The following is a 13,903-nucleotide window of genomic DNA, read 5'->3' as shown; positions in this document are numbered from 1 at the left end:
GGCGCGGATCGCGCCGCAAGTGACCACACGGGGGCCGGCCCGGCCTGCGGCAAACGATTTCCTTGGAAGCATTGACGGGGGTCGCTGAGGTTCGTAACCTACCGGAAATCCCTCGTTGACAGAGCGCTCTCGCGCTCTTTTGTTAACGCTCGCATCACGCTTTGGAGCGATGCATGAGAGCCTGGAAGATCCCCCTGACCGCAGCGCTGCTGATCGCCGCGACCCCGGCCGTGCCCGCCCTCGCCGACGCCGTGCCCGCCCCGGTCCTCGCCTGGGAGTTCGACGGTGACACCGGCGCCGGCGGGGTGATCACCGACAGTTCCGGCAACGGGCTGAACGGCACCCTGGTCAACGGCGCCACCGCCACCCTCACCGACGGCGTGCTGACCCTGCCCGGCGGCGGCCCGGCCTCGAACGGCGCCTACGTCACCGTCCCCCGCGGCGCCCTGGAGGGCCGCACCGAGCTCACCGTCTCCACCCGGGTCCGGTGGGACGGCGTCACCGCGCCCTGGCAGTGGATCTACGCGCTGGGCAAGGACACCAACCGGTACCTGTTCACCACCCCGTACAACGGGGACGGGCGTCTGCGGACCGCCGCGACCGACGCCGGCGGCGGGGCCGAGACCCAGGTCACCGGTCATGCCGCGCTGCCCGCGAACGAGTGGCGCACGATCACCGTCACGTTCGGCGGCGGGCGGCTGACCACGTACCTCGACGGGGTCCCGGTGGCCTCGTCGGCGACCACCCTGACCGCCGCCGGCCTCCTGGACTCCGGGACCACCTCGGCGGGTTTCCTGGGCCGCTCGTTCTACCCGGATCCGCTCTTCGACGGCGCGATCGACGCCTTCCGGATCTACGGCAGCGCGCTGACCGCCGCCCAGGTCGCCGAGGAGTCCGGGGTCACCCCGCCGGCCGTCACCGGACTGACCGCGACCACCTTCGACGTGCGGACCACGATCGGGACCGCGCCGGCGCTGCCGCCGGCGATCCGGGGGACCTTCACCGACGGGTACGACCGGGACGTCCCGGTCGCCTGGACACCGGTGGACCCGTCCCGGTACGCGCAACGCGGCACGTTCACCGTGTCCGGCACCGCCGCGGACCGCCCGGTGACCGCCACCGTCACGGTGATCCGCGAGGGTGAGCTGACCATCGACCTGGGCCGCAGCACCGGAGCGTTCCACGGCGGCGCGTCCGGCACCCTCTACGGCCTCTACGGTGACGGGCTGCCGACCAGCAACCTGATCGAGGGCATGAACCTGCGCACCGTGTCGACCAAGGCGCAGGACGGGCCGCAGCATCCCGGCGCGGACGCCCTGGAGGTGGTGAAGCCGCTGGCCGACGCGACCGGCGGGGACGTCTACGTCTACATGACCGACATCCACCGCGGCTTCCCCTACCAGTGGCCGGGCAGCACGCCGGAGGAGAAGATCGGCCTCTTCCAGGAGAAGATCGCCAAGCAGGTGGATCAGGTCGCGACCCTGGACGCCGAATACCGCGACCGGATCGTCTTCGTGCCGTTCAACGAGCCCGAGGGCAACATGTACGGCACCGGCGAGTGGAGTTACAACCGGGTGAGCTGGCTCAGCGACCCCGGCGACTACTTCCGGGCCTGGGACGAGGTCTACGCGCTCATCAAGGGGCGGATTCCGGGGGCGCGGATCGCCGGGCCCAACACCAGCATCCTGTTCGACCAGGTCAAGGGGTTCCTGGAGCACACCGTCGAGGCCGGGACGGTACCCGACGTGATCACCTGGCACGAGCTGAGCCACCCGGAGGCGGTGCGCGAGAGCGTCGCGAAGTACCGCGCCTGGGAGTCGGAGATCATCGGGCGGGAACTGCCGATCAACATCAACGAGTACGCGTTCAACTACCACACCTCGGTCCCCGGTCAGATGATCCAGTGGATCTCGGCGATCGAGGAGTCCAAGGTCGACGCGGACATCGCGTACTGGAACATCGACGGCAACCTGTCCGACTCGGCGGTCCAGGCGAACCGGGGCAACGGGCAGTGGTGGCTGTTCAACGCCTACGGGCAGATGACCGGGGACACCGTGGCGGTGACACCGCCGTTCCCGGGGCGCAACTACTCGCTGCAGGGGGTCGCCACCCTCGACCGGAGCCGGAAGCAGGCGCGGGCCGTCTTCGGCGGCTCGGACGGCGCCGGGTACATCCGGTTCACGAACGTGCCCCGCTATCTCGGTGGCAGTGTGCACGCGTGGATCCGGGAGATCCCGTGGACCGGGCAGATCGGTGACTCGGCGCAGCCGCGGCTGATCGCCGAGAAGAACATGCGCGTGGTGAACGGCGAGGTGGTGTTCGAGTTCGGCGAGCTGAACGAGGCTTCGGCGTACGAGATCGTGCTCGGTCCCGCCGTCAAGGAGACCGTGGGCCGGAGCCCGGCGCTGTGGCAGGGGTCGTTCGAGGCCGAGGACGCGAAGTACACCGGCGGCGGCTACAGCCGCAACGGGCCGGAGGGGTCCCCGCAGGACGTGTCGAAGTTCTACACGTCGGGGCGGTACAACGTCGGCGGGCTGCGCACCGGCAGTGACGGCGTCCTCGACTTCACCGTCGACGTGCCCCGCGACGGCGTCTACGACCTGAGCGTCTTCGCCAACTCGCTGAACACCTTCGACCCGGTCCGGGAACAGGGCCCGACCAACGTGTTCCTGCGCGTCGACGGGGCCTCCGAGCAGGAGATCTTCCTGCCGCTCGGCTACAAGTGGGTGGTCTGGGACCACACCGGCACGACGGTACGGCTGACGAAGGGCACGCACACCATCTCCCTGGCCGCCCGCAGCCTGGACGGCACGAAGGCCACCAAGGGTGACGCGATCGTCGACCGGATCACCCTGGAACTGCCGAACCCGGCCGCCGCCACCGACGTCTACGAGGCCGAGCTGGCCACCCTGACCGGTGCGAAGGCCGTCCCCGGCGGCGCCGAACTGGGCCGCGGGGGCAGCGCCACGTTCTGGGTCTACGCCGAACACGACGCGCCCGCCCTCGTCGACGCGGTCGGCCGGGACGTGACGGTCACCGTCAACGGCATCAGGGCGGGCCGCACCGTCTCCCTGTCCGGCGGCGTCAACAAGATCGTGGTGTCCGGCCGGTCGGCCCGGTCGGCGATCGACCGGCTCACCGTCCGGCAGAACACCGGAACCCTGCCCGCGGTCTCCCACGAGGCCGAGTCGGCACGGCTCGCCGGCACCGCCACGGTCACCGCGAAGTCGCTGGCCAGCGGCGGTTCGGCGGTCACCGGGGTGGGCGGTGAACCGGGCAACGCCAACACGCTGACCTTCGACGTGCCGGTGGCGAAGGCCGGGACGTACGCCATGCGGGTCCGCTACTCCAACCCGGAACAGGCGGTCGCCACCCACTACAACCCGGATCCACTGGCCCGGCACGCCGACATCACGGTCAACGGCGGCACGGCGAAGCGGGTGCTGTTCCCGCACAGCTTCCATGACAACAACTTCTGGGAGCTGACCGTGCCGGTGACCCTGAAGCGGGGCGCGAACACCATCACGTTCCGTTCGGAGGAGCTGCCGAACTTCGACGGCGTCACCTACGCCTCCGACGACTGGCCGGAGGTGGTGCTCCGCTCGAAGTACGCGCCGGTCATCGACCGGATCACGGTCGCGCCGTTCAGCCGCTGACCCGGTGAGGACGGCCCCGGTCATCGCCGGGGCCGTCCCCGGTGGGCGGCCGGATTCGAACCGGCGTCCTCCGCCGTGACGGGCGGCGCGACGACCTCTGCGCTACTTACCTGACCAGGGAGGTGAGGTGGCCGGAATCGAACCGGCGTCCTCCGGCTCCGCACAGGCGGTGCGCGACCACTGCGCTACGGCCCACCCGGGGGTGAGGGCGGCCGGAATCGAACCGGCGTCCTCCGCCTTTGCAGGGCGGCGCGACGACCACTGCGCTACGGCCCCCACCCGTCGGGGATCATAGCGACCGGGATCAGTGGGCCAGGAGCACGGGGATCAGGGCCAGCACGGCGGGCACGGTCTGCACGTAGAGGATGCGGCGGCTGGCGGTGAGCGCCCCGACCACACCCGCGACGGCCACGCAGATCAGGAAGAAGACGATCGCGCCGAAACCGCCGCCGAGCAGGCCCCAGATCAGGCCGGCGGCCAGGAACCCGTTGTAGAGGCCCTGGTTGAGGCCGAGGACGCGGGTCTGCTCGGCGAACTCCGGCGTCAGGTTGAACGCCTTGCGCCCCTGCGGCTTGGTCCACAGGAACATCTCCAGGACCGCGATGTACACGTGGATGAGTGCCACGAGCGCGGCCAGGACGTTCCCGATGATCATCATGTCGGGAGACTACAGCCCGTAGGTCTTCCCGATGATGTCGCGCTGGATCTCGCTGGTGCCGCCGTAGACGGTGGAGACCAGAGTCGCCCGGACATGCCGCTCCATGTCGTATTCGGTGGCATAACCGTAACCACCCATCATCTGCATCCCGTCCAGCGCCACCCGCCGGGCCACCTCGGTGACCTTGAGCTTGACCATCGAACTCTCCCGGGGCAGCACCCTGCCGGGATCACGGTCGGTCAGGGTGGCCACCCGGTGCACCAGCAGACGGCAGCACTCGATCTCGGTGGCCAGGTCGGCGACCCGGTGCCGCAGCGCCTGGAAGCTGCCGACCGGACGGCCGAACTGCTTGCGCTGCGTGATGAAGTCCAGGGCGTCGTCGAAGGCCCGCTGGGCGGTGCCGAGCATCAGCGCGGCGAGGATGAGCCGCTCCACGTTGAGACCGGCCATCAACTGCTGCCAGCCCTTGTCGACGGTGCCGACGACAGCGTCCGCCGGGAGGCGTACATCGGTGAGGTAGAGGTCGTTGACCTCCTTGCCGCCCATCGTCTCGATGCCGTTGATCCGCAGCCCGGGAGTGTCCGCCGGGACCAGCAGCATGGTCAGGCCGTGGTGGTCGCCGGCGCTGCCCGAGGTGCGCGCCACCAGCAGGACGGCGTCGGCCAGGTGGGCGTTGGAACACCACGTCTTCTGCCCGTTCACCACCCAGCCGTCGCCGTCGCGGACCGCCCGGCAGGAGAGGTTGGCGACGTCCGAACCGGCCTCCGGCTCGCTCATCGCGATGGCGAACACCCGGCCGGTGACCAGGCCACCGAGGACCGCCTTGCGCTGCTCCGCACTGCCCGAGCGCTGCACCGCGGCGGCCACGATGGCGCTGGTGGTGAAGCCGCCGACCGGAGCCTGGCCGTAGCCGACCCGCTCCAGGAACAGGCAGGTGTCGACCATGCCGGCGCCGGAGCCGCCGTACTCCTCCGGGACGGTGACGCCGAGCCAGCCCAGGTCCGCCATCTTGCGGTAGAGACCCGGATGGTGCGGGCTGTCGCCACGCTGCTCGCGGGTGCCGGCCTCGCGGCGGCAGAAGTCGTCGACGGCCTCGGTGAACGCCTTCTGTTCGTCGCTGAGATCGATACTCATTTCGACACTCTCCGAATGTTGTCGCAGGTGAGACACCATGTTGACAGCGACCGTAACATATCAAATATCAAATCTTGGAGGACCGTCATGGGGACAGCCACGGACGCCGTCGCAGCCGCCGTCGACCAGGCCCGGCCGGCCGCCACCTGGTGGGGCGGGCTCGGCTACCGGGAGCGCCGCACCCACCTGCTGGCCTGGAAACGGCACATCGCCCGGCGCGTCGACGAGCTGGCCGCACTGATCGCCACCGAGACCCGCAAGTCACCGGACGACGCCGCGCTCGAGGTGATGCTCGCGGTCGAGCATCTGGACTGGGCGGCCCGCAACGCGGCGAAGGTGCTGGGCCGCCGCCGGGTCCCGGCCGGGATGCTGGCGGCCAACCACGCGGCCACCCTGGAATACCTGCCGCTCGGTGTGGTCGGGGTGATCGGGCCGTGGAACTATCCGGTCTACACCCCGCTCGGCTCGGTCTCCTACGCGCTCGCGGCCGGCAACGCGGTGGTGTTCAAACCCAGCGAGCACACCCCGGAGACCGGGGCCTGGCTGGCCACCGCCTGGTCCGAGGCGGTGCCCGGGGCGCCGGTGCTGCAGGCCGTGCTCGGCGACGGGACGATCGGGGCGGCGCTGGTCTGGTCCGGAGTCGACAAGATCGCCTTCACCGGGTCGGCGGCCACCGCCCGCAAGGTGATGGCCACCTGCGCGGAGACCCTCACCCCGCTGGTCGTCGAGGGTGGTGGCAAGGACGCGATGATCGTCGCCGCCGACGCCGATCTGGACGCGGCGGCACGGGCGGCCGCCTTCGGCGGATTCGGCAACGCCGGGCAGACCTGCGCCGGGGTGGAGCGGGTCTACGTGGTCCGGCCGGTGTACGAGGACTTCCTCAACCGGCTGAGCGCACTCGCCGTCGGATCGTTCGAGATGACCACCCCCGAGCAGCCGTCGATCGTGCGCGCCCATGTCGAGGACGCGATCGGGCGCGGGGGCCGGGCCATCGTCGGCGGGGCCGGGTCGGTCGGCGCCGGCACGGTCGAGCCGGTGATCCTCGCCGACGTCCCGGAGGACAGCATCGCGGTCACCGAGGAGACCTTCGGGCCGACCCTGGTGGTCAACCCGGTGGACAGCGTCGACGAGGCGATCACCAGGAGCAACGCCTCCAAGTACGGGCTGGCCGCCTCGATCTTCTCCCGGGACTCGCACGGGGCGCTGCGCACCGCCCGCCGGTTGCGGGCCGGGGCCGCCTCGATCAACGCGGTGCTGGGGTTCGCGGGTGTGCCGTCACTGCCCTTCGGTGGCCTGGGTGACTCGGGTTTCGGCAGAATCCACGGGGCCGATGGGCTTCGCGAGTTCTCCCGGGCGCAGTCGGTGACCCGGCAGCGGTTCGGCCCGCCGATGGATCTGATGCGGCTGGACCGCGACCCGCACACGATGCGGCGGGCCCTCAAGTTGTTCCGGATGCGCCACGGCCGCTGACCCGAGTGCCACCTTACGGCTCGATTCGCACCGCAACGCGGCACACGGGCACACCGTGCCGCAAAACGGCCCGGAACGCACCGCAACGCGGCACACGGGCTCGCAGTGCCGCAAAACGGTCCGGAACGCGCCGCAACGCGGCACACGGGCTGGCCGTGCCGCGCGGCGGTGCGGAACGGCCGCGAGGCGGCACGCGGGCGGCGTGGGTCAGGCGTCCCAGATGCCCAGGTCGTCCAGGTGCTTGACCAGGCGTTCCGCGCCGTCGGTGAAGTGCCTGGTCATCGCGGCCCGGGAGGTCTCGGCGTCACCCGCCGCGAACGCCGCGAGCAGCGCCTCGTGGTCGGCGCGCATGTTGTCCCGCCAGCCGGGATCGGCCGAGTAGACGCGGGCGGGGGTGTAGCGGGTGGCGGTGTGCAGGAACCAGCTGAGTTTGCGGGACCGGGCCATCCGGTTGACCGCCCGGTGGAACTCGAACTCGCTCGTCTCCACATCGGCCGCCCGCCGCGCCCGCGCCACCTTGCTGTGCGCCACCCGCAGTTCGTCGAGCTGGGCCGCGGTGATCGCCTGGGCCACCCGGGCGGCCAGCTCACCGGCGATGTCGCCCTGGAGCTGGAAGACGTCGAGGATGTCCTGCCGGGAGAGCGGGGCCACCACGTACCCCTTGCGGGGTTCGAGTTCCACCATGTCCTCGCCGCGCAGGGTGAGCAGCGCCTCCCGGACCGGGGTGATGCTGACGCCGAGGCCGGCGGCCACCTCTTCGAGCCGGATGCGGGCGCCGGGGCGCAGCTCGCCGGACATGATCCGGGCGCGCAGGGCGCCGGCTACCTCCTCGGAGAGCATTGCCCCCACCTCTCGCTTTATCGGCCGTCACCGTATCAAATATCAAAAAAGAGGAGGGGTGACGAATGCGCCTGGCAACGACGCTCATGTATTCGGGTGATCCACGGGAGGCCGCCGACCAGGTGGCCGGATGGGAGCGGGCCGGCCTCGACGTGGTGTGGGTGGCCGAGGCCTACGGCTTCGACGCACCGACGATCATGGGGTATCTGGCCGCCCGGACCGAGACGGTGCTGATCGGCTCGGCGATCCTGCCGATCTATTCGCGTACCCCGGCGCTGATCGCGCAGACCGCGGCCGGGCTGGACGCGGTCTCCGGCGGGCGGGCGATCCTCGGGCTGGGCGCGTCCGGGCCGCAGGTGGTCGAGGGCTGGCACGGGGTGGCGTACGACAAGCCGATCGGCCGGACCCGGGAGATCATCGACATCTGCCGCCGGGTGTGGCGCCGCGAGGTGATCACCCAGGACGGGCTCTACCGGCTGCCGCTCCCGGACGGCCTGGGCAAACCCCTGAAGATCCTGACCCATCCGGTACGCGATGACATCCCGGTCTACGTGGCCGCCCTCGGTGCGGCCAACGTCCGGATGACGGCCGAGGTGGCCGACGGGTGGATCCCCTTCCTGTACGTCCCGGAGCGCGCGTCCGCCGTCTGGGGCGAGGCCCTGGCCGAGGGCGGGCGCAGGCGGGAGCGCGAGCCGCTGGAGATCGTGGCCGGCGGGCCGGTCGCGATCGGCGACGACGTGACGCATCTGCGCGACCTGGCCCGGCCGACGATCGCGCTGTACGTGGGCGGGATGGGCGCGAAGGGCCGCAACTTCTACCACGACGTGGTGAGCCGCTACGGGTTCGAGGCGGAGGCCGACCGGATCCAGGAGCTGTACCTGGCCGGGCACAAGAAGGAGGCCGCCGCCGCGGTCCCGGACGAGCTGCTGGAGCTGGGCAGCCTGATCGGGCCGGAGGGGTACGTGCGGGACCGGATCGCGGCGTTCCGGGAGTCCGGGGTGACCGTGCTGAACGTGACGCCGCTGGATCCCGATCCGCTGCGGCTGCTGTCCCGGATGAAGGAGCTGATCAGCTGAGATGGGCCGTTACGACCTGCGGGACCGGATCGCGGCGCTCGACCCGGAACGCGACCACCTGGAGATCTATCAGCTCTCGTCGGGGCGGGAGTTCCCCTGGGACTACACCCGGGCGCTGGAGTTCGCGCTGTTCCGGACCTACTGCGTGCCCAGCATCTCGAAGCTGCTGGCGGCCACCGGGGAGTTCCGGGAGCGGCCGCAGCGGCGATATGACGACACCGCCCTGCTGATGGCCGAGATGGCGGCGCACGGCTACGACTCGGCGCGGGGACGGGAGGCGCTGAAGGTGGTCAACCGGGCGCACGGCCGGTACGCGATCAGCAACGACGACATGTTGTACGTGTTGAGCACGTTCATCTACGACCCGATCGACTGGATCAGCCGATATGGATGGCGGCCGCTGCATCCGCATGAGTTGACGGCTGCCTTCCACTACTACCGGGCGGTCGGGCACCGGATGGGGATCAAGGAGATACCGGAGACGTACGATCAATTCCTCGCTTTCAAGGACGCGTACGAAATCCGGCACTTCGTCTTCTCGTCGACGAACCGTGAGATCGGCACCTACACCGTCGACCTGTTCGCCGGATGGTTTCCGCGCTTTCTCCGGCCCGCCGTGCGGCTCGGCGTGCGCGGCATGCTCGACGAGCGGATGCTGACCGCGTTCGGTTTCGCGCCGACCCCGCGCTGGGTCGGCGCCCTGGCCGCATTTTCGCTGCGGGCCCGCGCTCGCGCGCTGCGATTCTTCCCACCACGCCGCGAATCGGTCCTGGCCCACCCCAAACGGAACCACACCTATCCGGGCTACCCGGCCGGCTATCAGCCCTCCGACCTGGGCGCACCCCCGCCGCCGGCGGATCTGCCGGCCGAGCACCTGCGGTCATCACGTCAGGTTCAGGGGAATATTGACATGCCCTGATGCATTGCCGAACGTCGATCCCTGGGGGTTTGCTGTGAGCACCTTTCCCCAGACCCCGGAGGTCGTTCATGAGACGGCGTTCCCTCGCGGTGCTGGCCGCGGTCGCGCTGAGCGTGACCGCGGCGGTGTCCGCGTCATCCCCCGCCGGAGCCGGGGCCGCCCCCGACCCGGCCGCCGAGTACGAGGTCCTCGACATCCGCACGATCGCGCAGCGCAACGCCATCCAGCGCACCGGCGCGGCGATCGACAGCATCGAGCACTCGGTCGCGCACATCACCGCCACCGGCGCCGAGGTCAGCAAGCTGCGCAAACTCGGCTTCACCGTGGAATCGCCGATGACCACGATGGCGTTCCCGCCGGCCGACGCGGCCTACCACGACTACGCCGAGACGATCGCCGAGATCAACGCGACGGTGGCCGCCTACCCGGCGATCGCGAGCAAGCGGGTGATCGGCAAGTCGTACGAGGGCCGGGACATCGTGGCCGTCAAGATCTCGGACAACGTCGGCACCGACGAGAACGAACCCGAGGTCCTGTACGACGCCAACCACCACGCCCGTGAACACCTGACCGCCGAGCAGGCGCTCTACCTGATCGGGCAGTTCACCAAGACGTACGCCACCGACACCCGGGTCAGGAACGTCGTCGACACCCGGGAGATCTGGGTCATCCCGATGGTGAACCCGGACGGCGTCGAATACGACATCGCCACCGGCAGCTACCGGTCGTGGCGCAAGAACCGGCAGCCCAACAGCGGCTCCAGCTACGTCGGCACCGACCTGAACCGCAACTACGGCTACAACTGGGGCTGCTGCGGCGGATCCTCCGGCAGCACCTCTTCGGCCACGTACCGCGGGCCCTCGGCCTTCTCCTCGCCGGAGACCAGGGTGATCCGGGACTTCGTGAACAGCCGGGTGGTCGGCGGCGTGCAGCAGATCAAGGCCGCGATCGACTTCCACTCGTACTCGAAGCTGGTGCTCTGGCCCTACGGCCACACCACCGCGAACACCGCGACCGGCATGAACGCCGACCAGTACAACACGTTCGCCACGCTCGGCCGGCAGATGGCGGCCACCAACGGATACACGCCCCAGCAGTCCAGCGACCTCTACATCACCGACGGTGACTCGCTCGACTGGCTGTGGGGCGTGCACAAGATCTTCGCCTTCACCTTCGAGCTCTACCCGGGCAGCGCGTCCGGCGGCGGCTTCTACCCGCCGGCCAGCGTCATCCCCACCGAGACGGCCCGCAACCGGACGGCGGCGCTGATGCTCGCCGAGGCGGCGGACTGCCCGTACAAGGTGATCAACAAGCAGTCCACCTACTGCTAGTAGTCCAGGAAGGGCGCCTTCCACGCGGCGAACCGCTCGCCCCACTCGGCCTGCGCGGCCTCGACGATCTCCCCGGGAGCGTCGGTGGCCGCCAGGCCGAACGTGGCGCCCAGCCAGGTCACGAACTCCTCGTGGGCGTTGCTGCGCTCGGCGCCCTCGGGCCGGTAGAAGTAGACCTCCTCGTGGTCCACGCTCGGCTCGGTGTCGTAGGTGAGCAGCCGCAGCAGGTCCCGCAGATCCGAGGCGATCACGTGCTCGCCGCCCTCGTCCCCGAACACCACCACCGGCAGGGTGGCCAGGTCGTCGCGGTCGTCGGCACGCCAGAACGCGTAGAACGAGCCGCCGCCGGTCGCGGTGGCGAACGGGATCAGCCGGGACAGGAAGTCCGGATCCTTCGACCAGCCGGCCTCCAGACCGGACGTGTCGTTGAAGTCGTCGAGGCCGAAACACTCGGAGTAGCCGCCGTAACCGGCACGGTCCTGGAATTCCTGGAGAAGCCGCAGCTCAGGGATGGTCACCCGTCCACGATATAAGCCACCCGGGATGTTTATATCTATCAACATCGATGTCATGCTCGGTGCACCCCAGATCTGAGGAGAGAACCGAGATGCGCAGTTGGCGAACCCTTCTGGCGATACTGGCCGCGGCGGTCACCGCGGTCACCATGTCACCGGCCCCCGCAGCCGCCGACCCGGTCGGCCCGTTCGTCGTCGGCGGCAGCCGCGCCGCGCTGGGTGAGTTCCCGTTCATGGTCCGCCTGTCGATGGGCTGCGGCGGCGCCCTCTACAGCCCGACACTCGTGCTCACCGCCGGCCACTGCGTCAGCGGCACCGGCACCAACACCTCGATCACCGCCACCTTCGGCGCCATCGACCTGCAGTCGACCAGCCGGGTCACCCGCCGGTCCAACTACGTCTACCGGGCGCCCGGCTACAACAGCACCGGCGACGACTGGGCGCTGATCCGCCTGGCCAGCCCGGTCAGCGGCGCCAACATCGGCACCCTGCCGATCGTGACGTCCACCGCGTACGACTCGGGCACCTTCACCATCGCCGGCTGGGGCGCCAACCGGGAGAACGGGGCGCAGCAGCGCTACCTGCTCAAGGCCACGGTGCCGTTCGTCAGCGACACCACCTGCAACTCCGCCAGCATGTACGCGGGCCGGGTCAACGCCGCCCGGGAGATCTGCGCCGGCTTCACCGCCGGTGGCGTCGACACCTGCCAGGGTGACTCCGGCGGCCCGATGTTCCGCCAGGGCGCCTCCGGCTGGGTCCAGGTCGGCATCGTCAGCTGGGGCGACGGATGCGCCCGGCCCAACAAGCCCGGCGTGTACACCCAGGTCAGCTACTTCTCCGCGGCGATCCGCTCGGCGGCCACCTCACTCGGCGGCTGACGCTCTTTATGTGTTCGAGATGATCACCCCGGCCGGTCCGGGGTGATCATCTTTGTCATGGACCTCGAAGAGCGCATCCGCAACCTGCTCGCCACCCAGAACATGTGCGTGCTGTCCACCACCGACCCCGACGGCGCCCCACACGCCACCCCGGTGCGCTACTTCTCCACCGGCCTCACCCTGATCTTCACGTCCCTCGGCAGCTCCCCGAAGATCCGCAACCTGCGCGCCGACCCACGGATCTCCGTCGGCGTCTTCGCCCCGCTGACCACCCCGGAGAGCAGCCGCGGCGCCCAGTACTTCGGCACCGCCCGGATCCTGTCCCCCGGCGACGACGGCTTCGGCACCTACTGGCCGACGGTGACCGCCCGCATCGACGAAGCCGAACGCACCCGCTTCCTGGCCGACCCGGCCCGCTGCGTCCTCGGAGTGGTCACCCCGTCCCGCATCGTCTACACCGACCACTGGGTGTCCCGCACCCGGCAGACCCTCACCCTCTGAGCAGCCGCTCCCGCACCTCCATCAGGGCGAAACCCAGGAGATTCAAACCCCGCCAGCGGTACGGGTCCCCGGCGCGCTCGTCATCACGGGTCAGCCCGATGCCCCAGATCCGGTCCATCGGGCTCGCCTCGACGAGCACCCGCCCACCGGTCCCGGTCAGATAGCCCGCCAGCACCGGATCGGCCCCGAACTTCGCCAGATTCCCGTCCACCACGATCGCGATCCGGTGCTCATCCCACACCCGCTGATCAAACCCGGCCACCCGCCCACCGAGCTTCTTCGCCTCATGCGGATGCCCAGCGGCGAGGATCCGCCCCGCCATCACGTCATCCCCGAACAGCACCGCCTTACGCCACATCATGTAGTGCTCAGCGGTCGCGAACTCCACCCCATCCACACTGAACGGGGACGGGAACCACTGGCTCAGGCAGCCGGCCCCCGGCTCGCCGTCCTTACCGGGCTGGTGCCCCCAGAAGAACAGGAACTTGACCTTCCCCCCGCCCTTGACCGCAGCCTTGAGCCCATCGACGTCCCGAATCCCCGCATCCATGGCCGCGAGTCTGCCTGTTCGCCCCCCTCCCCCGCCGACCATTTCCGCTTCCCCACGAACGCGGTCGCAGCCCATCAACCAGCGACCGGCCCTACGCCGGTACGGCATCCCACCAGGCCGAACCCTCGCCGCCGCAACAACATCCCACCAAGCCGGAGCCTCGCCGCCGCAGCAAAATCCCGACAGGCCGGAGCCTCGCTGCCGCAACAACATCCCGACAGGCCGGAGACCGGCCACCGAATCCAACAGCCACCCCGCAGAATCACAGAACGAGACCCCGGCTCAGCAGGGCCTCTGCAAGATAGAGGTATGACCGGATGATCGGTTTTGGTGTAGTCACGCCGGTATCGGGCGGTACGTAGAAGAGCGCGGCCT

At 69.9% G+C, this 13,903-nt stretch carries 11 protein-coding genes, 2 tRNA genes and 1 pseudogene; 7 read left to right on the top strand and 7 right to left on the bottom strand.

Going from position 1 to position 13,903, the window contains the following annotated elements; all coding sequences use genetic code 11:
• The first annotated feature begins 173 nt into the window (after nt 1–173).
• Complete coding sequence (locus ACQ0O7_RS24185; RefSeq protein WP_430784505.1) at nt 174–3,656, top strand: LamG-like jellyroll fold domain-containing protein; 3,483 nt, start codon at nt 174–176, stop codon at nt 3,654–3,656.
• A gap of 39 nt (nt 3,657–3,695) precedes the next feature.
• Here ACQ0O7_RS24185 and ACQ0O7_RS24180 read toward each other — a convergent pair.
• From ACQ0O7_RS24180 to ACQ0O7_RS24165, 4 genes are all read right to left on the bottom strand, one after another.
• A tRNA-OTHER gene (locus ACQ0O7_RS24180) sits at nt 3,696–3,772 on the bottom strand.
• An 87-nt stretch (nt 3,773–3,859) separates the two neighbouring features.
• Nucleotides 3,860–3,933, bottom strand: a tRNA-Cys gene (locus ACQ0O7_RS24175).
• A gap of 27 nt (nt 3,934–3,960) precedes the next feature.
• Entirely contained in the window at nt 3,961–4,314 is a 354-nt protein-coding gene (locus ACQ0O7_RS24170) for a DUF1304 domain-containing protein (protein ID WP_430784503.1), read from the bottom strand.
• Nucleotides 4,315–4,323: 9 nt separating this feature from the next.
• Nucleotides 4,324–5,448, bottom strand: coding sequence for an acyl-CoA dehydrogenase family protein (locus ACQ0O7_RS24165; RefSeq protein ID WP_430784501.1), 1,125 nt, complete (start codon nt 5,446–5,448; stop codon nt 4,324–4,326).
• Nucleotides 5,449–5,535: 87 nt separating this feature from the next.
• Here ACQ0O7_RS24165 and ACQ0O7_RS24160 point away from each other — a divergent pair, with 87 nt between their 5' ends.
• Complete coding sequence (locus ACQ0O7_RS24160; RefSeq protein WP_430784499.1) at nt 5,536–6,918, top strand: aldehyde dehydrogenase family protein; 1,383 nt, start codon at nt 5,536–5,538, stop codon at nt 6,916–6,918.
• 207 nt (nt 6,919–7,125) lie between these two features.
• On the opposite strand, the gene ACQ0O7_RS24155 is transcribed toward ACQ0O7_RS24160, so the two are convergent.
• Entirely contained in the window at nt 7,126–7,758 is a 633-nt protein-coding gene (locus ACQ0O7_RS24155; protein WP_430784497.1) for a GntR family transcriptional regulator, read from the bottom strand.
• A 65-nt stretch (nt 7,759–7,823) separates the two neighbouring features.
• On the opposite strand from ACQ0O7_RS24155, the gene ACQ0O7_RS24150 reads away from it, so the two are divergent.
• The 3 genes and pseudogenes from ACQ0O7_RS24150 to ACQ0O7_RS24140 form a co-directional block, all read left to right on the top strand.
• On the top strand, nt 7,824–8,834 hold the full coding sequence (locus tag ACQ0O7_RS24150) for an LLM class F420-dependent oxidoreductase (protein ID WP_430784495.1): 1,011 nt from the start codon (nt 7,824–7,826) through the stop codon (nt 8,832–8,834).
• A gap of 1 nt (nt 8,835) precedes the next feature.
• Entirely contained in the window at nt 8,836–9,753 is a 918-nt protein-coding gene (locus ACQ0O7_RS24145) for an oxygenase MpaB family protein (RefSeq protein WP_430784493.1), read from the top strand.
• 68 nt (nt 9,754–9,821) lie between these two features.
• Nucleotides 9,822–11,081, top strand: a pseudogene (locus ACQ0O7_RS24140) (M14 family metallopeptidase); the annotation flags it as partial.
• Here the strand turns inward: ACQ0O7_RS24140 and ACQ0O7_RS24135 are convergent.
• Nucleotides 11,081–11,602 (bottom strand): hypothetical protein, encoded by a 522-nt coding sequence (locus tag ACQ0O7_RS24135; RefSeq protein ID WP_430784491.1) that lies wholly within the window; start codon nt 11,600–11,602, stop codon nt 11,081–11,083. The pseudogene ACQ0O7_RS24140 and the gene ACQ0O7_RS24135 overlap by 1 nt on opposite strands.
• A gap of 89 nt (nt 11,603–11,691) precedes the next feature.
• On the opposite strand from ACQ0O7_RS24135, the gene ACQ0O7_RS24130 reads away from it, so the two are divergent.
• Both ACQ0O7_RS24130 and ACQ0O7_RS24125 read left to right on the top strand, forming a co-directional pair.
• Nucleotides 11,692–12,477, top strand: a complete 786-nt coding sequence (locus ACQ0O7_RS24130; protein ID WP_430784489.1) for a S1 family peptidase — start codon at nt 11,692–11,694, stop codon at nt 12,475–12,477.
• A gap of 57 nt (nt 12,478–12,534) precedes the next feature.
• Complete coding sequence (locus ACQ0O7_RS24125) at nt 12,535–12,978, top strand: pyridoxamine 5'-phosphate oxidase family protein (protein ID WP_430784487.1); 444 nt, start codon at nt 12,535–12,537, stop codon at nt 12,976–12,978.
• Here the strand turns inward: ACQ0O7_RS24125 and ACQ0O7_RS24120 are convergent.
• The gene (locus tag ACQ0O7_RS24120) at nt 12,968–13,528 is read right to left on the bottom strand and encodes an NADAR family protein (protein WP_430784485.1); all 561 of its coding nucleotides are present in this window, start codon (nt 13,526–13,528) and stop codon (nt 12,968–12,970) included. The two genes, ACQ0O7_RS24125 and ACQ0O7_RS24120, sit on opposite strands and share 11 nt — an antisense overlap.
• Nucleotides 13,529–13,903: the final 375 nt, after the last annotated feature.

The organism is Actinoplanes sp. G11-F43, assembly GCF_050589265.1.
In the GTDB taxonomy this organism is placed as follows: domain Bacteria; phylum Actinomycetota; class Actinomycetes; order Mycobacteriales; family Micromonosporaceae; genus Actinoplanes.
The sequence above is the reverse complement of the archived record's forward strand: the minus strand, read 5'-3'. Positions and strand labels throughout refer to the sequence as shown.